General features: G+C 63.3%; 25 protein-coding genes. 5 read left to right on the forward strand and 20 right to left on the reverse strand.

Going from position 1 to position 24332, the window contains the following annotated elements:
- Positions 1-6: 6 nt before the first annotated feature.
- The 4 genes from ACVJNE_RS11735 to ACVJNE_RS11750 all read right to left on the reverse strand — a co-directional run bounded on the left by ACVJNE_RS11735 (position 7) and on the right by ACVJNE_RS11750 (position 2484).
- Positions 7-498: an Lrp/AsnC family transcriptional regulator gene (locus tag ACVJNE_RS11735; RefSeq protein WP_368802953.1), complete on the reverse strand. Its 492-nt coding sequence runs from the start codon at positions 496-498 to the stop codon at positions 7-9.
- A gap of 98 nt (positions 499-596) precedes the next feature.
- Entirely contained in the window at positions 597-1229 is a 633-nt protein-coding gene (locus ACVJNE_RS11740) for a uracil-DNA glycosylase family protein (RefSeq protein ID WP_499565753.1), read from the reverse strand.
- On the reverse strand, positions 1229-1840 hold the full coding sequence (locus ACVJNE_RS11745) for a glutathione S-transferase family protein (RefSeq protein WP_499565755.1): 612 nt from the start codon (positions 1838-1840) through the stop codon (positions 1229-1231). The genes ACVJNE_RS11740 and ACVJNE_RS11745 overlap by 1 nt, the downstream gene beginning before the upstream one ends.
- On the reverse strand, positions 1837-2484 hold the full coding sequence (locus tag ACVJNE_RS11750) for a thermonuclease family protein (RefSeq protein ID WP_499565757.1): 648 nt from the start codon (positions 2482-2484) through the stop codon (positions 1837-1839). Before ACVJNE_RS11750 ends, ACVJNE_RS11745 begins: the two co-directional genes overlap by 4 nt.
- Before the next feature lie 74 nt (positions 2485-2558).
- On the opposite strand from ACVJNE_RS11750, the gene ACVJNE_RS11755 reads away from it, so the two are divergent.
- Positions 2559-4094, forward strand: a complete 1536-nt coding sequence (locus tag ACVJNE_RS11755) for a sensor histidine kinase (RefSeq protein WP_499565759.1) — start codon at positions 2559-2561, stop codon at positions 4092-4094.
- Here ACVJNE_RS11755 and ACVJNE_RS11760 read toward each other — a convergent pair.
- The 3 genes from ACVJNE_RS11760 to gatB all read right to left on the reverse strand — a co-directional run bounded on the left by ACVJNE_RS11760 (position 4091) and on the right by gatB (position 7157).
- Entirely contained in the window at positions 4091-5080 is a 990-nt protein-coding gene (locus ACVJNE_RS11760) for a nicotinate-nucleotide--dimethylbenzimidazole phosphoribosyltransferase (RefSeq protein WP_499565761.1), read from the reverse strand. The two genes, ACVJNE_RS11755 and ACVJNE_RS11760, sit on opposite strands and share 4 nt — an antisense overlap.
- Before the next feature lie 74 nt (positions 5081-5154).
- Positions 5155-5655: a GNAT family N-acetyltransferase gene (locus ACVJNE_RS11765; RefSeq protein WP_499565763.1), complete on the reverse strand. Its 501-nt coding sequence runs from the start codon at positions 5653-5655 to the stop codon at positions 5155-5157.
- Positions 5656-5657: 2 nt separating this feature from the next.
- Entirely contained in the window at positions 5658-7157 is a 1500-nt protein-coding gene (gene gatB, locus ACVJNE_RS11770) for an Asp-tRNA(Asn)/Glu-tRNA(Gln) amidotransferase subunit GatB (protein WP_499565765.1), read from the reverse strand.
- A 321-nt stretch (positions 7158-7478) separates the two neighbouring features.
- Between gatB and ACVJNE_RS11775 the strand changes: the two genes are divergently transcribed.
- The gene (locus tag ACVJNE_RS11775) at positions 7479-7736 is read left to right on the forward strand and encodes a YjhX family toxin (RefSeq protein ID WP_173191202.1); all 258 of its coding nucleotides are present in this window, start codon (positions 7479-7481) and stop codon (positions 7734-7736) included.
- A gap of 48 nt (positions 7737-7784) precedes the next feature.
- Here ACVJNE_RS11775 and ACVJNE_RS11780 read toward each other — a convergent pair whose 3' ends face one another.
- Complete coding sequence (locus tag ACVJNE_RS11780; RefSeq protein WP_173191200.1) at positions 7785-8216, reverse strand: CBS domain-containing protein; 432 nt, start codon at positions 8214-8216, stop codon at positions 7785-7787.
- An 81-nt stretch (positions 8217-8297) separates the two neighbouring features.
- On the reverse strand, positions 8298-9044 hold the full coding sequence (locus tag ACVJNE_RS11785) for a rhomboid family intramembrane serine protease (protein WP_499565768.1): 747 nt from the start codon (positions 9042-9044) through the stop codon (positions 8298-8300).
- 346 nt (positions 9045-9390) lie between these two features.
- Here ACVJNE_RS11785 and ACVJNE_RS11790 point away from each other — a divergent pair, with 346 nt between their 5' ends.
- The 3 genes from ACVJNE_RS11790 (at position 9391) to ACVJNE_RS11800 (ending at position 11599) form a co-directional block, all read left to right on the forward strand.
- The gene (locus ACVJNE_RS11790; RefSeq protein ID WP_499565770.1) at positions 9391-10032 is read left to right on the forward strand and encodes a PAS domain-containing protein; all 642 of its coding nucleotides are present in this window, start codon (positions 9391-9393) and stop codon (positions 10030-10032) included.
- 102 nt (positions 10033-10134) lie between these two features.
- Positions 10135-10746 carry a PilZ domain-containing protein gene (locus ACVJNE_RS11795; RefSeq protein ID WP_499565959.1) on the forward strand — a complete coding sequence of 204 codons (612 nt, stop codon included), beginning with the start codon at positions 10135-10137 and terminating at the stop codon, positions 10744-10746.
- A 286-nt stretch (positions 10747-11032) separates the two neighbouring features.
- A complete protein-coding gene (locus ACVJNE_RS11800; protein ID WP_499565961.1) occupies positions 11033-11599 on the forward strand; it encodes a transglutaminase-like cysteine peptidase in 567 nt (188 codons plus the stop codon).
- Positions 11600-11831: 232 nt separating this feature from the next.
- Here ACVJNE_RS11800 and ACVJNE_RS11805 read toward each other — a convergent pair whose 3' ends face one another.
- The 11 genes from ACVJNE_RS11805 to nuoK all read right to left on the reverse strand — a co-directional run bounded on the left by ACVJNE_RS11805 (position 11832) and on the right by nuoK (position 24331).
- The gene (locus ACVJNE_RS11805; protein WP_173193515.1) at positions 11832-12515 is read right to left on the reverse strand and encodes an ABC transporter ATP-binding protein; all 684 of its coding nucleotides are present in this window, start codon (positions 12513-12515) and stop codon (positions 11832-11834) included.
- Entirely contained in the window at positions 12515-13801 is a 1287-nt protein-coding gene (locus ACVJNE_RS11810; RefSeq protein WP_499565772.1) for a lipoprotein-releasing ABC transporter permease subunit, read from the reverse strand. Before ACVJNE_RS11810 ends, ACVJNE_RS11805 begins: the two co-directional genes overlap by 1 nt.
- Positions 13798-15126 (reverse strand): proline--tRNA ligase, encoded by a 1329-nt coding sequence (gene proS, locus ACVJNE_RS11815; RefSeq protein WP_499565774.1) that lies wholly within the window; start codon positions 15124-15126, stop codon positions 13798-13800. The genes ACVJNE_RS11810 and proS overlap by 4 nt, the downstream gene beginning before the upstream one ends.
- A 529-nt stretch (positions 15127-15655) precedes the next feature.
- The gene (locus ACVJNE_RS11820) at positions 15656-15925 is read right to left on the reverse strand and encodes a DUF1467 family protein (protein ID WP_173191186.1); all 270 of its coding nucleotides are present in this window, start codon (positions 15923-15925) and stop codon (positions 15656-15658) included.
- Between the two features lie 65 nt (positions 15926-15990).
- Positions 15991-16395 (reverse strand): methylmalonyl-CoA epimerase, encoded by a 405-nt coding sequence (gene mce / locus ACVJNE_RS11825; protein WP_368802942.1) that lies wholly within the window; start codon positions 16393-16395, stop codon positions 15991-15993.
- 167 nt (positions 16396-16562) lie between these two features.
- Entirely contained in the window at positions 16563-18230 is a 1668-nt protein-coding gene (locus tag ACVJNE_RS11830; RefSeq protein ID WP_421925040.1) for a ribonuclease J, read from the reverse strand.
- Positions 18231-18248: 18 nt separating this feature from the next.
- Complete coding sequence (locus ACVJNE_RS11835) at positions 18249-19067, reverse strand: biotin--[acetyl-CoA-carboxylase] ligase (protein ID WP_499565777.1); 819 nt, start codon at positions 19065-19067, stop codon at positions 18249-18251.
- A gap of 5 nt (positions 19068-19072) precedes the next feature.
- Complete coding sequence (nuoN, locus tag ACVJNE_RS11840; protein ID WP_173191178.1) at positions 19073-20509, reverse strand: NADH-quinone oxidoreductase subunit NuoN; 1437 nt, start codon at positions 20507-20509, stop codon at positions 19073-19075.
- Between the two features lie 18 nt (positions 20510-20527).
- Positions 20528-22033 carry an NADH-quinone oxidoreductase subunit M gene (locus ACVJNE_RS11845; RefSeq protein ID WP_499565779.1) on the reverse strand — a complete coding sequence of 502 codons (1506 nt, stop codon included), beginning with the start codon at positions 22031-22033 and terminating at the stop codon, positions 20528-20530.
- Positions 22033-24015 (reverse strand): NADH-quinone oxidoreductase subunit L, encoded by a 1983-nt coding sequence (gene nuoL, locus ACVJNE_RS11850; protein WP_444725868.1) that lies wholly within the window; start codon positions 24013-24015, stop codon positions 22033-22035. Before nuoL ends, ACVJNE_RS11845 begins: the two co-directional genes overlap by 1 nt.
- 7 nt (positions 24016-24022) lie before the next feature.
- Complete coding sequence (gene nuoK / locus ACVJNE_RS11855) at positions 24023-24331, reverse strand: NADH-quinone oxidoreductase subunit NuoK (RefSeq protein ID WP_173191172.1); 309 nt, start codon at positions 24329-24331, stop codon at positions 24023-24025.
- Position 24332 lies beyond the last annotated feature (1 nt).

The following is a 24332-nucleotide window of genomic DNA, read 5'->3' on the forward strand; positions in this document are numbered from 1 at the left end:
GCCGACTTATGCGGCGCGTTCGCCGGCTTCCTTGTCGAGCACCAGATAGTCGAGCGGAAGCTGCGTCGTGTTCTTGATCTGCTCCATGGCAAACGCGGACGATACGTCGCGAATCTCGATCTTGGCGATCAGCCGCTTGTAGAAGGCGTCATAAGCAGCGATGTCGGGCACCACCACCCGCAGCAGATAGTCGACCTCGCCGCTCATGCGGTAGAACTCAACGACCTCGGGGAACTCCTGGATCACCTCGGCGAAACGCTTCAGCCATTCCATGCTGTGCGCGTTGGTGCGGATCGAGACGAACACGTTGACGCGGGTGTTCACCTTCACCGGGTCGAGGACCGCCACGCGCCGCTGGATTACGCCCTCCTCCTCGAGCTTCTGGATACGCCGCCAGCACGGCGTGGTCGAAAGGCCCACCTTCTTCGCCACGTCGGCGACGGCCAAGGTCGAGTCCTCCTGCAAGAGGCGGAGGATTTTTTTGTCGAGGCGGTCCATTTCGAAACTCCGGTGGAATTTCATGCCATGATGAGAGCAAAACTTTGCCTCGACAAGAAACTTCTTCTCATAGAAAGGCGCTTTGGCGCGTGAAACGCCTAAGCGTGGCGGTCGAGGCGCATTGCGATTTCGCGGCGGAGCACCGGCAGCAAATCGCTATCGAACCAGGGATTCTTTTTCAGCCATGCCGTGTTGCGCCAGGAAGGGTGCGGCAGCGGCAGCACGCGCGGGATTTCGTTGCGCATGAAGATCGTGCGCCAGTCGGCCACCGTCTCGGTGAGCGAAGCCCGCCGCGCATCGCCGATATGCCAGCCCTGCGCGTAGAGCCCGATGGCCAACACCAGTTCCACCTGCGGCATCGCGGCAATCAAATCGGCCCGCCAAGCCGGCGCGCATTCGCGGCGCGGCGGCAGATCGCTTCCCTTGGCGTCCTGCCCTGGAAAGCAGAACCCCATCGGCGCGATGGCAAAGTTCTCCGGGTTATAGAACTCTTCACGCGTGACACCCAGCCAGTCGCGCAGGCGATCGCCGGAGCGGTCGTTGAACGGCTGGCCGGTGGCATGAACCCTCGTGCCGGGCGCCTGCCCGGCAATCAGGATACGAGCCGTGGACGACGCTGTGACCACTGGGCGCGGCTCGTGCGGCAAAGGACGCGCCGGGTTGGCCGGCGCATCCCGGCACAAGCGGCAGGCGCGTATGCGTTCGACGAGCTCTGCCAGTTCTTCGTCCATCAGGCCGCAGCACTCGGCCGCGAGGCGACCGTCGCATACCAGCGCCGCACATTGGCGCACTCGTCCGGCACAGCGATGCGGGCGGGCTTCATGAAGTCGATGCCGATCATTCCCGTGATGTCGGCGATGGAGAAAGTGTCGCCGGCGATGAACTCGCGATCGGCAAGCTCGCCGTCAAGGAAAGCGAGGAAATCCAGTACTTTGGGTTTGTTTGCTTCACCCCATTCGGCAATCTGCGGTATCTCCCATTCCTTCATGGCGGGATGCAGGTGACGGAAGGCGCTGGCAACGGCACTGAGGAAATTCAGCTCCATCCGGCGCTGCCACATCTCGACCTTCGCCTTGCCGACCGCCCCCTTGCCGAACAGCGGCGGCTCGGGGTGCGTTTCTTCGAAATAGCGGCAGATCGCGACCGATTCGGTGATGACCGTGCCGTCATCGAGTTCCAGCACGGGCAGCCGCCGCAGCGGATTGCGGCTGGCGACTTCGGGCGAGCGATGGCCCATCGCGCCCATGTCGACCGGCACCAGCGGCACTTCGATGCCCTTCTCCGCCAGAAAGATGCGCACCCGGCGCGGATTGGGCGCACGCCCACCATCGTAAAGCTTCATCTGGTCTCTCCTCCGTCCGTTTCCTGTCCACTCATGTTGCCCTTAAAAAGGGATCGCAACCAATCCCCGATCGCCGAAAGCCCGTCATGCGAGACCTCCGCCATGCCGCCGTGAATGCGGCGCCAGTCCTGCGGGCGCTCGAAAGAACCGGCCCAGAGGCCACGGCCGGCGTCTCGCGCCGACCGTTCGGCATCCCCATGGTCGCCATAGGCGACGGCCCAGCCGCGCTCCACCATCGAGCGGTTCAAGTCGACGCCTCCGGCCTTGCAACTTGCGAGCAGCCGGTCATAGCGGTCGCGCCGCCTTGCCTCGCACGTGACCGGCCGTCCGCCGATCAGTTCTGCCAGCGCGTTGCGCGCTTCGCGCCCGCAGGCATAGTCGCCGCGCGGACCAACGCAGGTCTGGCCGAGTTCCGGCGCATCGATGCCGATCAGTCGCAGCCGCGCGCCGCCGAGCGTCAGGGAATCGCCGTCCACCACCTGCGGCATGCCGGATCTGGTCTCGGCCGTTCCGAAACGCTCGTGTCCGGCAACGAAGGCCAGCGCGGCAAGTATCGCGACAGCCAGCGCCAGGTCCAGAAACAGCCGGACGAACGACCTTGGTTTGCGCCGGCGCGCGTAGCGGTTGCGGCTCTTCAAGGCCATCTACGGAAGGGTCTCTTAATCATTCCGCGTTAGCGTGCCGCAACGAAAGTATCGCGCGAAAATCGTAATCTTCCATGGCGTTACAACGCTCAAACGCAACCGACAAGAACATTGTGGACCGCACCAAGGCGCACCGCAACAGTGACGTTGCGCGCGCGGTGCGGCGCACGCGCGACAGGCTTGCCCAGCAGGCTGGCAATCCGGTCTACGATCGCGAACTGCTGAAACTGCACGCCCGCGCGACGATCAACACGGCGCTCGCCATCCCCCTCACCGTCATGGCCGTCACGGCGGCGGGGCTGTTTGTCGGCGTCGGTTTCACCATTGTTGCATGGGCGCTGGTCACCATCGCCTGCTACGGCGGGCTCGCGTTGATCGCCCGAGGGGTGGACCGCACCGAAACCGCCGAAATCAACGCCAAGAAGGTTCGGCGCGCCTTTCTTTTCGGCCATTTCGTCAGCGGCATCGGCTGGAGCTATTTCGCATGGATCGCCTGCAATGAATGTCAGGTCGATCAGTTTCCCGTGCTCAAGGCCGTGGTCCTGCTTCTGGTCATGGCGGCAACCGCGATCATCTCGTCGGCGCTCAGCGGTGCGCTGGCCACCACATTCGCGCTCCCGGTCGGCATCTTTGCCACTTCGGTCGCCATGTCGAGCGGCTGGCAGCCTGTAGAAGCAATCATGGCAGGCCTGCTCGTCATATCGCTGCCGTTCTTCAGCTATGTTGCCGGCCACCTGCATTCAGCCAGCGTGATGCTACTGTCGTTCCGCGCCGAAAAGGATGGCCTGATCGCCGAGCTGGAGACGGCCAAAGCGATGTCTGACGAGGCACGCAGACGTGCCGAAGAAGCAAACCTCGCCAAATCGCGCTTCCTGGCGACCATGAGCCACGAACTGCGCACGCCCCTCAACGCCATTCTCGGCTTTTCCGAGGTCATGGCGAACGAGGTGCTCGGTCCGATGCAGAACGATACCTATCGCGACTATGCGAAGGACATTAACGGCTCCGGCCGCCACCTCCTGCACCTCATCAACGAAATCCTCGATCTATCGCGCATCGAAGCCGGCCGCTACCAGCTTAGCGAAGAGCCGATGTCGCTTGAAGCCGTCGTCGAGGAATGCTGCCACCTGATGGAGCTGAAGGCGCGCAACAAGGATATTCGCCTCGTGCAGCAGTTCGAACCGAACCTGCCGCGCATCTTCGCCGATGAACGATCCTTGCGGCAGGTGACGCTGAACCTGCTGTCGAACGCGGTCAAGTTCGCGCCCAGCGGCAGCGAAGTGCGCGTGCGCGTCGGCTGGACGGCTGGCGGCGGCCAGTACATCTCGGTGAAAGACAATGGTCCCGGCATACCCGACGACGAGATTCCGGTCGTGCTGTCGGCGTTCGGCCAAGGTTCGATCGCCATCAAGAGCGCGGAACAAGGCACCGGGCTCGGGCTGCCGATCGTCCAGGGGCTGATCGCGCTGCATGGCGGCGAGTTCCAGCTTCATTCCAAGCTGCGCGAAGGCACGGAAGCCATCGCGATCCTGCCGCCATATCGCATCATGGAAGAACTGCCGGCGCTGCCGACCGAAAAGGTTGCCGCGGCCGGCGGCAGGCGGCGCTAAGTCCGGACAACCATGCCGGAATGCACCAGGGCAGCGTTCTTCACGATCCCCGCCGCAAGTGCGGCGCCGATCCCCTCCCCGTCGCCGAGCGACAGATCAAGAAGTGGCCGGAGCCCCATCAGCCGTGCCGCGCGGGCCATTCCCGGCTCGGTCGAGCAATGCGCGAGCAGGCAATGGTCGATCGCGCCCGGTCCTGCCGCCTTCAACACGGCCGCGGCGGCCAGCGCCGCGTAGCCATCCAGGATTACCGGCACCTTCTCGACGCGGGCGGCAAGGATCGTGCCAGCGATCGCTGCGAATTCGCGGCCGCCCAACCTGCGCAGGGCTTCGAGCGGGTCTTTCAGGTTCGTTCCGTGGTGGGCGATTGCCTTTTCCACCACCTCCACCTTGCGCGTAATCATCTCATCGTCGGCACGAGCGCCCGGCCCGACCCAGTCGGCCGCGTCACCACCGAACAGGGCCGCCATCAGGGCAGCCGCCGAAGTCGTGCCGCCGGCACCCACGCCGCCAACGCAAAGCAGGTCTATGCCGCCCGCCACCGCTTCCATGCCGAAGGCCATGGTGGCCGCGCAGCCGCGCTCGTCCAGCGCCGGCTCGGCGGTGATGTCGCCCACCGGCATGTGCAGCGCGAGGTCGAATATCTTCAGTCCGAGATCGTTGGCGGCGCAGAGCTGGTTGACGGCCGCGCCACCGGCCGCCGCGTGCTCGATCATGGCTTGCGTTTCGTCGGCCACGCGGCGCGAAACGCCATGCCGGGTCATGCCGTGTGTGCCGGCAAACAGGGCTACCAGCGGGCGAAGCACCTGCGGGTCACGCCCGGTCCAGGCTGACAGCCATTCGGCTATCTCGCAGAGGCGCCCGAGCGAAGGTCCCTGTCTCGACAGCATCTCGTTGCGTGCCGCCGCACGGTCGCGCGCGGCCACACTCGGCCCGGGCAAGGTTTTCAGAAGCTGGCGGTAATCGTCGAAGGGCAGTCCGGTGGTCATGGCAGGTCCGGTTCAATTGAAGTCGGCCCGCAATAGCCGCTCGCGGCGCGGCGCACAATGCAACAGCCGGGCTTTCAGTCGGCCCAGACGATCGGACGCTCGTAGATGGCGGCGGTAATGTCGGAATTGCTGCTGCCGCAGTTGGCTGTCATGCCGACCTTGGCGAAACCCTGCGCCAGATAGAAGGCGACGGCCCTTGCATTGGCCTCCTCGACCTCCAGTCGCACCTTGTCGGCGTCGGGAAAGCAGCTTTCGATCTCGTCCAGCAAGAGGCCGCCGATGCCCCTGCCCTGAAAGTCCGGCTGAACGTAAAGCTGATGCAGCATCACGGTCTTGCCGTCATCGGCGGCCGAGGCGAAGGCCATGCCGCCGATGCGCTCGCCGTCGTCGGCAACCAGAAACTCGGAGTTAGGCCTGATCAGCCGCGCCTCGAGCGACGGGATCGAATGCCAGTCGTCGGTGATCGCGGTCACCCGTTCCGGGCCGTAGATCGCATCGTAGGTGTCGTGCCAGGTGTCGACCAGCAGGGCGCGCACGGCTTCGATGTCCCGCGATGAGGCCGTGCGCACGAACATGGCTATTCGATCCCGAGGCGAGCCTTGACCAGGTCGTTCACCGCCTGCGGATTCGCCTTGCCGCCGGTGGCCTTCATCACCTGGCCGACGAACCAGCCGGCAAGCGTCGGCTTGGCCTTGGCCTGCTCGACCTTTTCCGGGTTGGCGGCGATCACCTCGTCGACGGCTTTCTCGATGGCGCCGGTGTCGGTCACCTGCTTCATGCCGCGGCTTTCGACCAACGCACGCGGGTCGCCGCCCTCGTTCCAGACGATCTCGAACAGGTCCTTGGCGATCTTGCCGGAGATCGTGCCTTCCTTGATCAGGTCGATGACTGCGCCGAGCTGATCGGGCGAAACCGGGGTCTCTTCAATATCCTTGCCGGATTTGTTCAACTGGCCCAGCAGGTCGTTGATGACCCAGTTGGCTGCCGCTTTGCCGTCGCGGCCGGCCGCGACCTTCTCGTAATAATCGGCGATCGCCTTCTCAGAGACCAGAATCGATGCGTCGTAGGCCGACAGGCCCAGGCTCTCGACGAGCCGCGCCTTCTTGTCATCCGGCAGTTCCGGCAGATGTTCAGCCAGCGCGTCGACATAGGCCTGGTCGAATTCGAGCGGCAGCAGGTCGGGATCCGGGAAATACCGGTAGTCGTGCGCTTCTTCCTTGGAACGCATCGACCGGGTCTCCCCCTTGTTCGGGTCGAACAGCCGCGTTTCCTGATCGATCGAGCCGCCGTCCTCCAGAATGCCGATCTGGCGACGGGCCTCGTACTCTATCGCCTGTCCGACGAAGCGGATGGAGTTGACGTTCTTGATCTCGCAGCGCGTGCCGAAGTCTCCGCCCGGTCGGCGCACCGACACGTTCACGTCGGCGCGCATCGAACCCTCGTCCATGTTGCCGTCGCAGGTGCCGAGATAGCGCACGATGGTGCGCAGCTTGGTCAGATACGCCTTCGCCTCGTCCGACGAGCGCATGTCGGGCTTGGAAACGATCTCCATCAGCGCGACGCCAGAGCGGTTGAGGTCGACGAACGACATCGTCGGGTGCTGGTCGTGCATCGACTTGCCCGCATCCTGCTCCAGATGCAGCCGCTCGATGCCGACCTCGATGTCCTCGAAATTGCCCTTCTTGTCGGGCCCGACCGAGATCGTCACCGTGCCCTCGCCGACGATCGGCTGCTTGAACTGCGAAATCTGGTAGCCCTGCGGCAGGTCGGGATAGAAGTAGTTCTTGCGGTCGAACACCGACTTCAGGTTGATCTGCGCCTTCAGACCCAGCCCGGTGCGGATCGCCTGGCGCACGCATTCCTCGTTGATGACCGGCAGCATGCCCGGCATCGCCGCGTCGACGAGGCTGACATTGGCATTCGGCTCCGCGCCGAAGGCGGTCGAGGCGCCAGAGAACAGCTTTGCCTCGGAGGTCACCTGAGCATGAACCTCCAGGCCGATGATGATTTCCCAGTCGCCGGTCGCACCCGCGATCAGGCGCTTGGGGTCGGGTGTGCGGGTATCGATGATCGTCATGGAGGTCCGGTTCGCTGTGGCGTTGTCGCGCTTTCGCGCCTTTCTGCATGCGGCTTTCGCTAGATCAAAGCGCGCGTCCATGCAAGCGATTCGCCCTTGTCAGGCTGCGGCGGGCGGCCGTGGCTGCCCACATCTGGACGCCGCGGACGATCTCGCCTATGTAGCGGGTGCATTCTAGGGTGTTTTATGTCCACCAGCTTTGAGTCCCGCTAAAGCCCTGACGTCCAATCGTCAGGGCATGAAAACCGAGAAACGACGCCCCGCAGACGCGGCGGCGTGATTGTCGTTCGGCCTTTGGCCGGGTTTTCGGGACTTTTTCCAATGAACATCACACGCGCTGAACAGCGCATCCTCCACCTGTTGGCGCAGGGCGGATGGATCGAACTCGAGAAAGACGAGCAGGGCCGTATCGCGGCAGCTCATTGCCACACGCGCGACAACTGGCGTTTTGCCGGTTTCGATGTCGACCTTTTCCGCAGGCTGAAGCGGCGCAACGCCGTAGCCTCGAAAGGCGGCGGGCCCTACCGCATCACGCGGCGCGGCCTCGAACTGGTGCGCGCCCGGCAGGACAACCGCTGATCCGTCCGCAAACCCGTCGGGGCCAACCGGCCCCGGCGGGCGTCAACCCTATGCGGTCGCGATATATTCCCTGATCTGCTCGGCCTCGCGCTCGACTTCCTCGATGCGCAACTTCACCACGTCACCGATGGAGATGATGCCGTCCAGTTGCCCGTCCTTTTCAACCGGCAGGTGGCGGAAACGGCCCCGCGTCATGATTTCCATCACTTCGTTGACGGTATTGGCTTCCCGGCAGGTGCTGACCTTTGCCGTCATGGCCTTGTCGACGGTCAACGACAGCGCCTCCGTGCCAAGTTCGCCCACGGCCCTCACGATGTCGCGCTCCGAGAGGATACCGCGGATCTTGCGGTCGCCCGCCGTTACCACCACCGCGCCAATGCGCCGTGCGCCCAGAAGCTGGGCGGCCTGCGCCAACGTCGCGCCGGGCTCCAGTGTAACAACGTCGCGACCTTTTTCCTCCAGTATCAACCTGACCGTCATCGCACGCTCCTCTCGGCTTGTTGGTCCGCGATGGCACATGGTGCGCTCGGCTCGAACCGTTTTCAAGAGTACTGCAACGTGTTAGTCGGGCCGGGCGCGGCGGACAAACAGCCTGACGAGAAAGAAACCGGCCAGGAAGCCACCGATATGGGCCTCCCATGCGATCGGGTTTTCGGACCCCGGTGCGCCAACGCCAAGCCCCATAACGAGATTGACCACCATCCAGACTGCCAGGAACGTGACGACGGCGCGCGAGCGGAAGACGGCAGGGATCGAGAGCACCGGTCCCGCGAATGCACCCCGCCCCTGGCGGCGGTCGATCTGGAATCCGAAGCGCGCGGCAGCACCCATCATACCTGAGATAGCGCCTGATGCGCCGACCAGCGGCGCGGGATCGACCGGGTGCAGCACGAAATGCAGTCCCACCGCCGCAAGCGAGGTAACCAGCCAGAACGCAAGGAATCGCGCCACGCCGATGCGGTTGGCCAGCGGCGAGCCGAAGGCAGCCAGCCAGACCATGTTCACGACCAGGTGCGCGATGCCGCCATGGAGGAAGGCGTACGTCCATGGCCCCGCGAACGCGTAAAGGTCGAGGGCGTAACCGCCGGTGTAGCGAATCGGGATGAATGCGAAGCGCAGTATCACTTCGAAGTCCTGCCGGTCGGTCAGGAGATAGGCGCGCACCAGGTGAATGCCGACACAGATGGCAAGCAGCGCGATCACGACCTTCGGCAGGTTGAACACCGGCTCGCGCTGCGGTGCCGATTCGCCGTTTTCGGCGATCTCGTCCTCGACGGGACGGCTTTGCGGATCGGAATCGGAAGACATGGCTGACAATCTGCAACGGGTCCTGTGCGCTAGCACCCTGTCGCGCAAATGAAAAGCCGTCCGGGTTTCCCCGAACGGCTTTGGTCGAGCCCCCTGCTCACCCCCAAGATTTCTTCTGACTGGAGTTCCCGCCGAAGCGTCGTCCCCTTGGAGTGAATGGAAGGTGTCACGCCCGCGTTTGCCCGGCAACGTAAACCCTTTGTTAACCTTAACGAACCGGAACGCCGTGAACAACGGTTAACGGGACTGGCACGGGTTCTGCCTGTCCGTCCATGTAGCACATCGGAGGGATTCGTTTCTGTTCACCGATGAAACAACCGCACAGGGACAAGGGGCGGCAGAAAGCATGAAACAGGAAGGATCGATCGCGTTGTTCCAATACTGGAACAGGTTGCGCAAGGGGCGGCCTGCACCGCGGCGCACCGAGATCGAACCGGCGGACATCAAGACCCTGCTGGCCGATACATTCATCCTGGAGAAGGACACGCGTGGCGAACCGGTCTTCCGGCTCGCAGGAACCCGCCTGTGCGCAACCTACGGGCGCGAACTCAAGGGCTACTCCTTTCCGTCCATCTGGGCGCGTCGCGACCAGCGCATGATTGCACGCGTGGCGCACAGCGCTTTCCAAGAGAAATCCGTCGTCACGGTCACCTATGAAGGTCTCAGCCAGGGTGGAAAGGTCAATCTATTCGAGATGGTGCTGCTGCCGCTCGAAGGCGGCCTGGGAAGCCCCCGCTCGCTCGGCGCCATCACCCCGCTCGCCAAGCCCTACTGGCTGGGCGCGGATCCGATCGTCGAAGGCCGGGTCGACACGCTGCGTGTCGTAGATCCAGACCACGAATCGGTGTTTTCAACCGCACGTCCGACGATGCCTGTGCCGCCCATCGCGCCCGGCGCTGCGCACATCATCGGCAGCGAGCCGCAAAGCCCGGAACACGGCCGTCGCATCCGCCACCTCGTCGTCTTCGATGGCGGCAAAGACGGTTAACTTGTCGCACAGCCGACACCTTCGGCTTACCGGATATTAACCGATCCGAGAATAACGTTTCGCCATGCGCGAAGCATGGAAATGAGCGAGGCGGATTCGAGCATGATTTTAGCGGCGAACCACACAGCGCCGTCACGAACGGAAAGACGCAACTTTCAGCGCGTGCCGGTGAAAGTGTACGGCCGTTACATGCTTGAAGACCGGTCCGAACACCCATGTCAGGTGATCGACATGTCGCCGGGCGACGTCTCGTTCTTGTCAAACCATCCCGGCCAGCTCGGCGAGAAGGTCATTGCCTATCTCGACCATATCGGTCGCGTGGAGGGCGTGGTGACGCGACGCCTCGAAACCGGCTTCGCGATGACGATCCTGGCTTCGGAGCGCAAGCGCGACAAGCTTGCCGCGCAGCTTACGTGGCTTGCCAACAGGCACGAACTCGACCTGCCGGAAGATCGCCGTCACGAACGCGTATCGCCGCGCAATCCGATGACCGTGCTCCACATGGGCGACGGCCGCCAATACAAGTGCCGTATCATCGATCTTTCCCTTTCGGGCGCCGCGATCGAGCTCGACGTCAAGCCAGCCTTGGGCGTCGAAGTGACGCTCGGCAACATGCGCGGCCGCGTCGTCCGACACTTCGACGACGGCATCGCCATCGAGTTTGCGATGGTGCAGCGGGAAGAAACGCTCGCCGCGCACTTCAGCGGCCACTAGCCCCTATCTCACAATCCATGCTTTCAAGGCCGGCCATTGCGCCGGCCTCTTGCATTTGCGGCATCGGGACTGCAACCCCGAATTGCCTACAATTTTAATCAGAATCTATTCTATTTTTATTCTTATTATATTCGCAGTTACACAAATAACTCTCTTGTTTTGAGGCAAGTTATACTTCGCTCTTTTGCGCGGAATAAATTCCCGTCTGCCATAGTGATCTCGTCAAAGGGGAGACGACACTATGGGGACCAGAACAGGGATGCTGCATGCGGCGACAGCCGCCGTCATGCTGGTTAGCGGTGCGCAGGCCGCATCGGCGCAATCTTTCATGCCAACGGGTGGGCTCTCGACGCAGCCGGTCGGCCATTACGAATTCTGCCAGCGCGAGCCGCGCGAGTGCACCAGCACGGCACATGCCGGTCCGGTCGATCTGACACGGCCGCTCTGGGCGAAGATCGTTGAGGTCAACAACATCGTCAACACGACGGTGACGCCGCGCACCGACATGGAGCTCTGGGGCGTCGAGGAGCGGTGGACCTATCCGGTCAACGGCTATGGAGACTGCGAGGACTACGTGCTCGAAAAGCGCCGCCGCCTCATCAAGGCAGGGGTGCCGGCCTCAAACCTTCTCATCACCGTGGTGCGCCAGCCCAATGGCGACGGCCATGCGGTGCTGACGGTTCACACCAATATGGGCGACTTCGTGCTCGACAATCTCGAGCCGCGGGTCCTCGCCTGGAACGAGACGGAATACAGCTACCTCAAGCGACAGTCCGCGAAGCATTCCGGCATGTGGGTCTCGATCGACGACGGCCGCAACGTGCTGGTCGGCAGCGTCAGCTCCAACAGGTAGCCAGAGCATGTCGCCCAAAAGCGGAAATCGGTTGGGGGACAACGGCATGCGGAAAACAACACTTAAGGCGCGTCGCCTGAGCCTGCTCGAACGCGACGCGCCTTAGAGAAACGGGAAATCAGGGACAACCCGGTCGAGTCCCCACCCTCCCCGTCCCCAACGACCGGGTTCAGGAGCCGGCCCTTCCCCAAAGGGTCGGCTCCGCTTTTTGTGGGGTACCTTAAGCAGGCTGCTAGAATTCCACGATCTTGCCGTGGTCCAGCGTGACGCGGCGGTCCATGCGGGCGGCCAGGTCGTGGTTGTGCGTGGCGATCAGCGCGGAGAGGCCTGACTGGCGCACCAGTGCTTCCAGCGCCTCGAACACATAAGATGCGGTATCGGGATCGAGATTGCCGGTCGGCTCGTCCGCCAACAGCAGCAGGGGCGCATTGGCCACGGCGCGTGCGATCGCGACACGCTGCTGCTCGCCGCCCGACAGTTCCGCCGGACGATGTTCCGCCCGCTCGCCGATCTTCATGTAATCCAGAAGCTGCAGCGCGCGTTCGCGCGCCTGCGTCTGCGGCAGCCCGCAGACGAGCTGCGGCATCATGATGTTTTCCAGCGCCGAGAACTCCGGCAGCAGATGGTGGAACTGGTAGACGAAACCGATGTCGTTGCGGCGGATCGCGGTACGCTCGTCGTCCGAGAGGCGGCCGCAGGCGCGCCCGTCGAGGATCACGTCGCCGCCGTCCGGCCATTCGAGAAGCCCCGCCGTATGCAGCAGGGTCGACTTGCCGGCACCAGAAGGCGCCACCAGCGCAACCGTCTCGCCACGCCGCAGCGTGAAATCCGCCCCGTCGAGGATGGTCAGCTTGCGCATCCCTTCATCGTAGCGGCGGTCGATGGCCTTGAGTTCGAGCAGAAGGTCGGATGCCATTATTCGTACCGCAGCGCTTCGACGGGATCGAGCCGGGCCGCACGCCATGCCGGAAACAGCGTTGCCAGGAAAGACAGCACCATGGCCATCAGCACGACCGAGATCGTTTCGCTCGCATCCATCTTCGCCGGCAACTGGCTGAGGAAATAGAGCTCCGGATTGAACAGCGTTGTGCCCGACAGCCACGAGAAGAACTGCCGGATCGATTCGACGTTGAGGCAGACGACCACGCCGAGCAGCACGCCCGCGATGGTGCCGGTGACGCCGATAGCCGCCCCCGTCATCATGAATATGCGCATCACCGATCCGCTGGTCGCGCCCATTGTGCGCAGGATCGCGATGTCGCGGCCCTTATCCTTCACAAGCATAATGAGGCCGGAAATGATGTTGAGCGCCGCCACCAGCACGATCAGCGTCAGGATCATGAACATCACGTTGCGCTCGACCTGAAGCGCGGAAAAGAAGGTTTGGTTGCGCTGCCGCCAGTCGGTGACGAATATCTGGCGTTGCGAAGCGACCTCGACCGGCCCGCGCAAAGCGTCCACCGCATCGGGGTCGTCGACGAACACCTCGATCGACTGCACCACGCCTTCCGAATTGAAATAGAGCTGCGCCTCGCTGAGCGGCATATAGATGATCGAGCCGTCATATTCGGACATGCCGACCTCGAAGATCGCCACCACCGGATAGATCTTCTGTCGCGGCGTGACGCCGAACGGCGTCACATCGCCTTCGGGTGCTACAAGCTGTATGCCGTCGCCCACGGCAAGTCCGAGGCTGTCGGCCATGCGCTTGCCGATCGCCACGCCTTCCGACTGGTCGAAACCTTCGAGCGTGCCTTGCCGGATGTTTTCGGCGACGAGCGTCATCTTCTCGATGTCCTGCTCACGCACGCCGCGCACCAACGCGCCGGTTCCCGCTCCCACCCGGCCGGTGGCCAGAACCTGCCCCTGAACCAGCGGGATCGCATAACGCACGCCTTCCACGCCCTCGATCCGTCCAGCAACGCCGGCATAGTCATCGAAGACACGGTCGATGGGCTCGACGACCAGGTGGCCATTGACCCCGAGGATGCGGTTGAGCAGTTCGGCGCGGAAGCCGTTCATGACGGCCATGACGATGATGAGCGTCGCAACGCCCAGCATGATGCCGACGAAGGAGATCAGCGAGATCACCGAGATGACCGTATCCTTGCGGCGCGAGCGCAGATAGCGCCAGGCGACCATCCGCTCGAAGACGGAGAACGGCCCGGCGCCCGCCAATTTCCTGCCGGCTGTTTCGCTCATGCGGTTTTTCCGAAGCGCGCCGCCACAGCGGACAGCGGCATGGTTTCGCGTTCGCCCGTCTTGCGGTTCTTCACCTCGGCTTCGCCCGCGGCCACCCCGCGTGGCCCCACGATCACCTGCCAGGGCAGGCCGATCAAATCGGCGGTGGCGAACTTGCCGCCAGGCCGCTGATCTGTATCGTCATAGAGCACGTCGACGCCGGCAGCGCCCAAGGCGCCGTAAAGCTCATCGCAGGCGCGGTCGCAGTCGGCATCGCCGGCCTTCATGTTGATCAGCGCAACGTCGAAGGGCGCGACCGATTCAGGCCAGATGATGCCGTTCTCGTCGTGGCTGGCCTCGATGATCGCCGCCACAAGGCGTGAGGGGCCGATGCCGTACGAGCCCATGGAGACGAAGTGCTCCTTGCCGTCGGGGCCGGTCACCTTGGCGTTCATCGGCTTCGAGTATTTTTCGCCGAAATGGAAGATGTGGCCCACCTCGATGCCGCGCGCCGCCATCCGGTCGCCTTCCGGCACTTCCTCCCAGGCATCCTCGTCATGCATCTCGTCGGTGGCCGCATAGGGCGTCGTCCAGGCCTTGACGATGCCGTCGATGCCCGCATCGTCGGCGAAATCGGTGCCCGCGCCCGGCACCGGCAGATTGAGAAAATCGCGATGGCAGAAGACCGCGCTCTCGCCCGTATCGGCCAGGATGATGAATTCGTGGCTCAGGTCGCCGCCAATCGGGCCGGTATCGGCCCGCATGGGAATCGCCTGCATGCCGACACGCGCGAAGGTGCGCAGATATGAGACGAACATGCGGTTGTAGGCCGCGCGCGCGCCCTCATAATCGATGTCGAACGAATAGGCATCCTTCATCAGGAATTCGCGCGAGCGCATGACGCCGAAGCGCGGCCGCACCTCGTCGCGATACTTCCACTGGATATGGTAGAGGTTGAGCGGAAGATCCTTGTAGGACTTCACATAGGACCGGAAGATGTCGGTCACCATTTCCTCGTTCGTCGGCCCGTAGAGCATGGCGCGATCCTGCCGGTCGCGGATGCGCAGCATCTCCTTGCCATAGTCGTTATAGCGCCCGCTCTCGATCCACAGATCGGCGGACTGGATCGTCGGCATGAGGATTTCCTGCGCACCGGCGCGGTCCTGTTCCTCGCGAATGATCTTGCACACCTTGTCCAGCACGCGCTTGCCCATCGGCAGCCAGGAGAACGAGCCCTGCCCCTGCTGGCGGATCATGCCGGCACGCAGCATCAGCCGATGCGAGACGATCTCGGCCTCGCGCGGATTCTCCTTGAGGATGGGCAGAAAGTAACGCGACAGACGCATGGGAAATTCCGTGAGAGATGGCTGCGGAATCATCCGCGCCAGGGTCCATTTGCTTCGGCTTCATAGCGATTTCATGGCAGGATGGAAACCCGACGCCAGCGCGTCCCATTATCCGCTGCCGGCCTGTGCTTTTGCTGTGCAGTAAGTGACGCGAATTTGTGCAGTGCAGCACATCAAGGGTCATGTAAATGCAATATTTCTCGTGACATCGCGCGACGTGTTGGTCTAATGTGCCCCGCATAACCGAGAGGGCGGGACAATAATCCGCTCTCCTACGCGGTCAAAGTCTTGGGAGGATGCGATCTAGGCGCGATTTTCCGCAGCCGCCTTAATACGGAAACAGATCGGACGCGTTCAAATTGCAAGGCTTCGGCCTTGCATTTTTTTTGTGCAACGAAATAAATCACCGGACTTCGACCGGCACTGGCTTGAACCGCTTTTTCAGCCAGATTCAAGCGTTCCACTCGCAGCAAAAGTGACCGATACAAACCGTTCGAGCAAGAATACCCGACGCTGGCTGCCGCGGTTACTAGCCGATCGACGGCCCGATGTGGGGGATGTCGTTGAACGAAAATCCGAAATAAACGACCGCTATGTAGAAGGCGCCGAAGATTACGCCGGCTACGATCGTCGTGCGGATCACCGCGCCCAGCATGTGTCTGCCATGCGGCGCGCTTGAGACGGTGCCCAGCGTGACCTCGCCGTCCTCGTCTTGCGTTTTCAGCCCGAATGGCAGCATGGCGAAAAGAACCACCCACCACAGGATGAAGTAGATCGCGAAGATCGAAATCCAGCTCATGATCTTGTCCTTTTCAGCGCGCGGCCGGCAAAGCCTGCCTGGCGCTCATGGTTCGACGCGATGCGCTATACCTGTTCCAGTTCGACCAGCGTGCCGAAGAAGTCCTTGGGGTGCAGGAACAGCACCGGCTTGCCATGCGCACCGATCTTCGGGTTTCCGTCGCCCAGCACGCGGGCTCCGGACGCGGTCAATCGGTCCCGCGCGGCGATGATGTCATCCACCTCGTAGCACACATGGTGCATACCGCCCGAAGGGTTCTTTTCCAGGAACGGCCGGATCGTGGAGTTCTCGCCTAGTGGCTCCAGCAGCTCGATCTTGGTGTTGCCGACATCGATGAAGACGACCGTCACGCCATGCTCGGGCAATGGCTGCGGCTCGGAAACGCTGGCCCCCAGCGTATCGCGATAATGCGCGCTGGCGGTTGCAATGTCCGGCACCGCGAGCGCGACATGGTTCAAACGTCCGAGCATTTGTTTGTCTGGCTCCAGTTCATTCGTGCGTCCTTCGAGGCTCGCTCCGCTCGCACATCAGGATGATGACTGTGGTGCATCGTGCCTACGGTGGGTGAGTTCGATCAAGCCACTCCCCTCATCCTGAGGTGTGAGCGGAGCGAGCCTCGAAGGACGCACCTGTTCTTCTACCGCGTCACGAACACCGTGACGATCGGCTTCTTGCCCCAGGCGTCGTTGGCGGCGGAGCGCACGGCGCGCCGGACTGCTTCGGCCACGAGGTCGAGGTCTTTTCGCCGGACGCGCGGGATGCTTTCAATTGCGCCGATCGCCGCATCCAGCATCAGCTCCTCGAGTTCTTCGCCAGCGGCATCAGCCTTCGCCACGCCGACCGCGACCAGATCCGGATCGCCGGCGATCTCGTAACGATCGTCCAGCACCACATTCACCGCGACATGGCCGACATAAGAAAGCTTGCGGCGGTCGCGAATGCCCATCGTCTCGTCTGAGCCGATCAGCTTGCCGTCCTTGAACATGCGGCCCGACGGCACCTGGTCGATGATCTCGGCCGGCCCGGGCGCAAGGCGGATCATGTCGCCGTTGCGCACCTGGGCTACCTCGGGAATGCCGGCAGACGCACCGAGCGCCCCATGCGCGACCAGATGCGCCGCCTCTCCGTGAACGGGCACCAGCACCTGCGGGCGCGTCCATTCATACATGCGCCTGAGTTCGTTGCGCCGTGGGTGGCCCGACACGTGTACCAGCGCGTCGCTGTCCTCTATGATCTTGATGCCCTGCTCGATCAGCAGGTTCTTGGTCTCCAGGATCGCCTTTTCGTTGCCGGGAATGACGCGAGAGGAATAGACGACCGTGTCGCCGGGCGAGAGCGCCACGTTGCGCATCTCGTCGCGGGCCAGCTTGGCCAGTGCCGCGCGCGGCTCGCCCTGGCTGCCGGTGCACAGGATGACGAGGTTTTCGCGGGGGATATAGCCGTAATCGTCCTCCTCGACGAATTCCGGCAGGCCGTCGAGATAGCCGAGCTCTGTCGCCACGTTGATGACGCGCTTGAGCGACGATCCCAGGACCAGCACCTGCCGCCCTGCATCGCGCGCGGCTTCAGCGATCGAGCGGATGCGGCCGACATTGGAGGAGAAGGTGGTCACGGCGACACGGCCGGCAGCGGCCTCGATGACCCCCTTCAGCCCTTCGCCGACAGCCTCTTCCGACGGCGATTCCCCCTCGCGCATTGCGTTGGTGGAATCGCAGATCAAGGCCCTGACACCTTCGTCGCCGAGCGCGCGGAACCGCTGCTCGTCGGTCTTGCGGCCGATCGTCGGCGCCGGATCGATCTTCCAGTCGCCGGTGTGAACCACCATGCCCAGCGGCGTGCGGATCGCCAGCGATACCGGCTCGGGGATGGAGTGCGTGACGCCGACCGCCTCAATGTCGAAGGGACCGACCTGAAAGCGGTCGCCGGCGTTGAAGATCTGCACCGGGATTTCCGGGCCGCCATCCATGCGCCGCTTGGCGCCCAGAAGCCCGGCGCTGAACGGCGTCATCCACACAGGCTTCTTCAGACGCGGCCAGATGTCCAGCAGCGCGCCGTAGTGATCCTCATGCGCATGGGTGATGACGATGCCGCGCAGGTTGGCGACCTCGCTCTCGATGAAGCGCGTGTCGGGCAGGACGAGGTCCACACCCGGCAGCGTCGCGTCCGGAAAGGTCACGCCCACATCGACCACGATCCACTCGCGCGCGCCCACTGGCCCCAGCCCGTAGAGCGCGAAGTTCATGCCGATCTCGCCGACGCCGCCCAGCGGGCAGAACACCAGTTCGGGTTCGTTGTTCCTTGCCATCGCCGCTTCCTTTCCGTTTCAGGCCGAGGCGACCGCGCCGAAATGCACGTCGCCGGCGGCGATGGTGGTGACGTTGCCCTCCTCGTCGCGAATGACGAAGCGACACTGCTCGTCGATCGTTTCGAAGATGCCGCGCACCACGCGCCCTTCCATTCTCACCGCCACGGGCGAGCCCAGCCCGGCAGCACGTTTCAGCCATCGCTCGCGGATCGCGGCGAGCCCCCTGCCCTCGTCCCAGATTCGCGCATTGTCGACCCACGCATCGGACAACGCAATGAACAGCGTTTCCGCGTCACAGGTTGCACCAAGCGCGGCAAGAGACGTCGCGGGATAGGGAACATCCTGCGGGTGCGCGACGACATTCACGCCGATGCCGATGGCAAGTGCGAAGCGGGATTCGTCCAGCATGGCCGATTCGAGCAGGATGCCGGAGAGCTTTGCGCCATCCGCCAGCACGTCGTTGGGCCATTTCAGCTCGAAGCGCCCGCCGCCGATGGGCGTGCCGCCATCGACGCCGACGCTCACCCCGCGACCCGGAATCACCGCCGCCAGCGCATCCGCCAGCGCGAGCCCGGCCACGAAGCCGAGCGTTGCGGCCGCCTTGATGTCGAAACCCGGCACCAGAAGAAGCGTCGCCGCGAGGTTGCCGTCCGGCGTCTCCCAGGCGCGGCCGCGCCGCCCCCTGCCTGCTTCCTGCCGCTTCGAGACGAGCCAAAGCTTGCCATCGTCCCCGCCGCGCGCGCGCTCGATCGCCACGGCGTTGGTCGAGCTTACGGTGTCGAAGGCTTCGAGGCGGTACCCCAGCGTTGCCGCGGTCGGCGCGAGCGAAAATCCCATGCCACTCAGAAGAAGGTTGCCGCGGCAGCCTCGGCCATGCGTTCGAACGGACCGCCGACAACGGCGTAGAACAGCACGAGCAGACCGGAGAGACCGAGCACGAGCCGCAGCTCACCCGCCATCGGCAGAAAGCCGCCGGCAGGCTGGTCGAACCACATGATCTTGATGATGCGCAGGTAGTAGTAAGCGCCCACGACCGACGCGAGCACGCCGATGATTGCCAGCGGATAGAGTTCGGCATCCATGGCCGCCAGGAACACGTACCACTTGCCCCAGAAACCGGCTAGCGGCGGAATGCCTGCCAGCGAGAACATCAGGATGGTCAGGATGACCGCCATCAGCGTGTTGGTCGATGCGAGGCCGGACAGGTCGTCGATGCGCTCGACATTGCCCTCTTCGCGCCGCATGGCGAGGATGAAGGCAAACGTTCCGAGCGTCATGATCAGGTAGATCAGCATGTAGAGCGCGACGCCGCGCACGCCGGCCTGGGTGTTGGCCGCAAGGCCCACCAGCGCGAAGCCCATATGCGCGATCGACGAATAGGCCATCAGGCGCTTGATATTCGTCTGGCCGATCGCCGCGAATGCGCCGAGAACCATCGATGCGATAGCGACGAATACAACGATCTGCTGCCAGTCGGCCGCGACCGGCTCAAAGGCGCCGACGGTCACGCGCACCAGCAGAGCCATTGCCGCCATCTTGGGCGCAGCGGCGAAGAACGCCGTCACGGGCGTCGGCGCGCCTTCATAGACGTCCGGCGTCCACATGTGGAACGGCACCGCCGAGATCTTGAAGGCAAGGCCGGCAAGCACGAAGACCAGACCGAACACCAGGCCGAGCTGGCGCTCGCCGCCGCTCAGCGCAGACGCGATCGCTTCGAAACCGGTGTTGCCGGTGTAGCCGTAGACGAGGCTGATGCCGTAGAGCAGCATGCCCGATGACAGCGCACCGAGGACGAAATATTTCAGGCCCGCCTCGGTGGAGCGGAGATTGTCGCGGTTGATGGCGGCGATCACGTAGAGCGCAAGCGACTGCAGCTCGAGGCCGAGATAGAGCGCGATCATGTCGTTGGCCGACACCATCAGCAGCATGCCGAGGGTGGCCAGCACGATCAGCACCGGATACTCGAACTTGTCGAACTTCTCCTCGCGGGCGAAGCCGACCGACATGATCAGCGTTACCACGGAGCCGATCAGCGTCAGCACCTTCATGAAACGCGCGAACGGGTCGCTGACAAAGGCGCCGCCAAAGGCTTCTCCGTCGCCGGTGAACACCAGCATCCAGCCTCCCGCACCGATCAGCAGTGCGATGGCGAGGCCGGTCACGGTCGTATTGGCGCGTTCGCCGGAGAAGACGCCGATCATCAGCAGCACCATCGCACCCACGGCCAGGATGAGTTCCGGCGTCGCGAGAGTGAGGCTTGTGGAGAGTTCTGCCGTCATGATGTCCGTTCCGGCTTCCTAGCGCAGCGTCGCGGCCTGGGTGGCCTCGATCGACAGCGTTACATTGTTGACAAGCGCGTCGACCGAAGCGGCCGTCACGTCGAGGACGGGTGCTGGGTAGACACCGAAGAGGATGACGAAGAACACCAGCGGATAGATGATCACCTTCTCGCGCGTCGAGAGGTCGAGCAGCCCCTTCAGGCTTTCCTTCGTCAGCGCGCCGAAGACCACGCGGCGGTAGAGCCACAGCGCGTAGGCGGCAGACAGAATCACGCCTGTTGCCGCAAACAGGGCAACCCAGGTGTTGACGCGGAACACGCCAAGCAGTGTCAGGAACTCGCCGACGAAGCCGGAGGTACCCGGCAGGCCGACATTGGCCATGGTGAAGATCAGGAACACGACCGCGTATTTCGGCATGTTGTTGACGAGGCCGCCATAAGCGTCGATCTCGCGGGTGTGCATGCGGTCATAGACGACGCCCACGCACAGGAACAGCGCCCCGGAAACCAGCCCGTGCGACAGCATCTGGAAGATGCCGCCCTGGATGCCTTCGACGTTCATCGCGAAGATGCCCATGGTCACATAGCCCATGTGGGCGACCGACGAGTAGGCGATCAGCTTCTTGATGTCTTCCTGCATCAGCGCCACCAGCGAGGTGTAGATGATGGCGACGATCGAGAGCGTAAACACGAACGGCTGGAAATAGAGCGAAGCATCCGGGAACATCGGCAGCGAGAAGCGCAGGAAGCCGTAGCCGCCCATCTTCAACAGGATCGCCGCCAGAATGACCGAGCCAGCCGTCGGTGCCTCCACGTGTGCGTCCGGCAACCAAGTGTGCACCGGCCACATCGGCATCTTCACCGCAAACGACGCGAAGAAGGCAAGCCACAGCCATGTCTGCATGCTGGCCGGGAAATCATGCGTCAGCAGCGTGGGAATATCGGTCGTTCCGGACTGCCAGAACATCGCCATGATGGCGAGCAGCATCAGCACCGAGCCCAGCAGCGTGTAGAGGAAGAACTTGAACGACGCGTAGACGCGCCGCTTGCCGCCCCACACGCCGATGATGATGAACATCGGGACGAGGCTGGCTTCGAAGAAAACGTAGAAAAGCACGATGTCGAGCGCGCAGAACACGCCGATCATGATCGTTTCCAGGATCAGGAAGGCGATCATGTATTCCTTGACGCGGCTTTCGACGGACTCCCACGAGGCCAGAATGCACAGCGGCATGATGAACGTGATCAGGATGACGAACAGCATGGAAATGCCGTCGACGCCCATGTGGTAGGAGATGCCGGAGCCCAGCCACTCCACTTTCTCCACCATCTGGAAGCCGGCATAGCCGCTGTCGAAGCCCGCCCAGATGAACAGCGACACCACGAAGGTGAACACCGTCGTCAGCAACGACACGTTGCGGATGTTGCGGCGTGCGGCGGCGCCCTCGTCCCTGATCAGGAGGAGAAAGAACACGCCTACGAGCGGCAGGAAGGTGACCGTGGAAAGAATTGGCCAGTCGGTCATCAGTAGGAACCCCCGAGCATCATCCACGTCACGAGGGCAGCGACGCCGATGAGCATTGCGAATGCGTAGTGATAGAGATAGCCGGTCTGCAACTTGACGACGCGGTCGGTGATGTCGACGACGCGCGCTGCGATGCCGTCAGGCCCCATGCCGTCGATGACGGTCCCGTCGCCTTTCTTCCACAGGAAGCGGCCGAGGCGCTTCGCCGGCCTGACGAACAGGAAGTCGTAGAGCTCGTCGAAATACCACTTGTTGAGCAGGAACTGGTACAGCCCCTGATGGCGCTCGGCGAGCTGGCGCGGCGCGTCCGGCGACTGGATGTAGAACCGGTAGGCGGTCACGAAGCCGAGGATCATGGCGACCAGCGGCGCGAGCTTCACCCACAGCGGCACCTCGTGGAACTCGTGCAGGATGTGGTTGTCCGGCAGGATGAACAGCGCGCCCTTCCAGAAGGCATCATGGTGATAGCCGATGAACCAGTCATGGAACACGATACCGGCGAACAGCGCCCCGACAGCCAGAATGAAGAGCGGCACCAGCATGACGGGCGGCGATTCATGCACGTGGTGCATCACCTCGGACGAGGCCCGCGGCTTGCCGTGGAAGGTCATGAAGATCAGCCGCCAGGAATAGAAGCTGGTGAAGACGGCCGCCACGACCAGCAGCGTGAAGGCGAAGCCGGCCAGCCCATTGTGTCCGGCGAACGCGCCCTCGATGATCGCGTCCTTGGAGAAGAAGCCGGCGGTGCCGATGACCGTCAGCGGAATGCCGACGCCGGTGAGCGCCAGCGTGCCGATGACCATCATCCAGTAGGTGGTCGGGATCAGCTTGCGCAGCCCGCCCATCTTGCGCATGTCCTGCTCGTCGGAAACGGCGTGGATGACCGAACCGGACCCCAGGAACAGCAGCGCCTTGAAGAAGGCGTGCGTGAACAGGTGGAAGATCGCCGCCGAGTAGAAGCCCATGCCGAGCGCGACGAACATGTAGCCGAGCTGCGAGCAGGTCGAATAGGCGATGACGCGCTTGATGTCGTTCTGGACGAGGCCAACCGTCGCCGCAAAGAAGGCGGTGAAGGCGCCGATGAACGTCACGAACAGCAGCGCCGCGTGCGACAGTTCGAAGATCGGCGACAGCCGCGCCAGCATGAACACGCCGGCCGTCACCATAGTGGCGGCATGGATGAGCGCGGAGACCGGGGTCGGACCTTCCATCGCGTCCGGCAGCCAGGTGTGCAGCGGCACCTGCGCCGACTTGCCCATGGCGCCCATGAACAGCAGCAGACAGATCGCCGTCAGCGCGCCGCCCTGCGTCAGCGACCAGCCGAGGAACGTAAAGATCGCCTCACCCGAAGCGTCCGGATTCTCGGCGACCGATGCCGCGCTTGCGAAGATCGTGTCGAAATTCACCGAACCGAACAGCACGAACACGCCGAACAGGCCGAGCAGGAAACCGAAGTCGCCGACGCGGTTGACCACGAAGGCCTTGATGGCCGCGGCATTGGCCGACGGCTTCTTGAACCAGAAACCGATCAACAGGTAGGAGGCGAGACCCACGCCCTCCCAGCCGAAGAACATCTGCACCAGGTTGTCGGCCGTCACCAGCATCAGCATGGCGAAGGTGAACAGCGACAGATAGGCGAAGAAGCGCGGCCGGTGCGGGTCGTGGTGCATGTAGCCGATCGAATAGACGTGCACGAGCGCCGAGACCGTGTTGACCACGACCAGCATGACCACCGTCAGCGTGTCGATGCGCAGCGCCCAGGCAACGTCGAGACCGCCCGACTGGATGAAGCGCAGCACCGGCACGGTGAACGCCTCGCCGTCGCCGAAACCGACCGTGAAGAAAGCCAGCCACGACAGCGCGGCCGCGATGATGAGGAAGCCTGAGGTGATATATTCCGATGCCTTCGCGCCGATCGACCGGCCGAACAGGCCGGCGATCAGGAAGCCGAGAAGCGGAAGGAAGACGATCGCGTGATACATGATCCGCTCAGCCCTTCATCATGTTGACGTCTTCGACGGCGATCGAACCGCGGTTGCGGAAGAAGACGACGAGAATTGCAAGTCCGATCGCGGCCTCGGCCGCGGCCACCGTCAGCACGAACAGCGCGAAGACCTGTCCGACGAGGTCGCCGAGCGCTGCCGAGAAGGCGACGAAATTGATGTTCACCGCGAGCAGGATCAGCTCGATCGACATCAGGATGACGATGACGTTCTTCCTGTTCAGGAAGATGCCGAACACGCCGAGCGTGAACAGGATTGCCGATACGGTGAGAAAGTGTGCGATGCCGACTTCCATG

This window comes from Mesorhizobium sp. DxT (genome assembly GCF_058448885.1).

Excerpts from the sequence above, each read along its gene's own strand:
- ACVJNE_RS11735 (WP_368802953.1), bottom strand. The coding sequence starts at position 498 with ATGGACCGCCTCGACAAAAAAATCCTCCGCCTCTTGCAGGAGGACTCG.
- ACVJNE_RS11740 (WP_499565753.1), bottom strand. The coding sequence starts at position 1,229 with ATGGACGAAGAACTGGCAGAGCTCGTCGAACGCATACGCGCCTGCCGC.
- ACVJNE_RS11745 (WP_499565755.1), bottom strand. The coding sequence starts at position 1,840 with ATGAAGCTTTACGATGGTGGGCGTGCGCCCAATCCGCGCCGGGTGCGC.
- ACVJNE_RS11750 (WP_499565757.1), bottom strand. The coding sequence starts at position 2,484 with ATGGCCTTGAAGAGCCGCAACCGCTACGCGCGCCGGCGCAAACCAAGG.
- ACVJNE_RS11755 (WP_499565759.1), top strand. The coding sequence starts at position 2,559 with ATGGCGTTACAACGCTCAAACGCAACCGACAAGAACATTGTGGACCGC.
- ACVJNE_RS11760 (WP_499565761.1), bottom strand. The coding sequence starts at position 5,080 with ATGACCACCGGACTGCCCTTCGACGATTACCGCCAGCTTCTGAAAACC.
- ACVJNE_RS11765 (WP_499565763.1), bottom strand. The coding sequence starts at position 5,655 with ATGTTCGTGCGCACGGCCTCATCGCGGGACATCGAAGCCGTGCGCGCC.
- gatB (WP_499565765.1), bottom strand. The coding sequence starts at position 7,157 with ATGACGATCATCGATACCCGCACACCCGACCCCAAGCGCCTGATCGCG.
- ACVJNE_RS11775 (WP_173191202.1), top strand. The coding sequence starts at position 7,479 with ATGAACATCACACGCGCTGAACAGCGCATCCTCCACCTGTTGGCGCAG.
- ACVJNE_RS11780 (WP_173191200.1), bottom strand. The coding sequence starts at position 8,216 with ATGACGGTCAGGTTGATACTGGAGGAAAAAGGTCGCGACGTTGTTACA.
- ACVJNE_RS11785 (WP_499565768.1), bottom strand. The coding sequence starts at position 9,044 with ATGTCTTCCGATTCCGATCCGCAAAGCCGTCCCGTCGAGGACGAGATC.
- ACVJNE_RS11790 (WP_499565770.1), top strand. The coding sequence starts at position 9,391 with ATGAAACAGGAAGGATCGATCGCGTTGTTCCAATACTGGAACAGGTTG.
- ACVJNE_RS11795 (WP_499565959.1), top strand. The coding sequence starts at position 10,135 with ATGATTTTAGCGGCGAACCACACAGCGCCGTCACGAACGGAAAGACGC.
- ACVJNE_RS11800 (WP_499565961.1), top strand. The coding sequence starts at position 11,033 with ATGCTGGTTAGCGGTGCGCAGGCCGCATCGGCGCAATCTTTCATGCCA.
- ACVJNE_RS11805 (WP_173193515.1), bottom strand. The coding sequence starts at position 12,515 with ATGGCATCCGACCTTCTGCTCGAACTCAAGGCCATCGACCGCCGCTAC.
- ACVJNE_RS11810 (WP_499565772.1), bottom strand. The coding sequence starts at position 13,801 with ATGAGCGAAACAGCCGGCAGGAAATTGGCGGGCGCCGGGCCGTTCTCC.
- proS (WP_499565774.1), bottom strand. The coding sequence starts at position 15,126 with ATGCGTCTGTCGCGTTACTTTCTGCCCATCCTCAAGGAGAATCCGCGC.
- ACVJNE_RS11820 (WP_173191186.1), bottom strand. The coding sequence starts at position 15,925 with ATGAGCTGGATTTCGATCTTCGCGATCTACTTCATCCTGTGGTGGGTG.
- mce (WP_368802942.1), bottom strand. The coding sequence starts at position 16,395 with ATGCTCGGACGTTTGAACCATGTCGCGCTCGCGGTGCCGGACATTGCA.
- ACVJNE_RS11830 (WP_421925040.1), bottom strand. The coding sequence starts at position 18,230 with ATGGCAAGGAACAACGAACCCGAACTGGTGTTCTGCCCGCTGGGCGGC.
- ACVJNE_RS11835 (WP_499565777.1), bottom strand. The coding sequence starts at position 19,067 with ATGGGATTTTCGCTCGCGCCGACCGCGGCAACGCTGGGGTACCGCCTC.
- nuoN (WP_173191178.1), bottom strand. The coding sequence starts at position 20,509 with ATGACGGCAGAACTCTCCACAAGCCTCACTCTCGCGACGCCGGAACTC.
- ACVJNE_RS11845 (WP_499565779.1), bottom strand. The coding sequence starts at position 22,033 with ATGACCGACTGGCCAATTCTTTCCACGGTCACCTTCCTGCCGCTCGTA.
- nuoL (WP_444725868.1), bottom strand. The coding sequence starts at position 24,015 with ATGTATCACGCGATCGTCTTCCTTCCGCTTCTCGGCTTCCTGATCGCC.
- nuoK (WP_173191172.1), bottom strand. The coding sequence starts at position 24,331 with ATGGAAGTCGGCATCGCACACTTTCTCACCGTATCGGCAATCCTGTTC.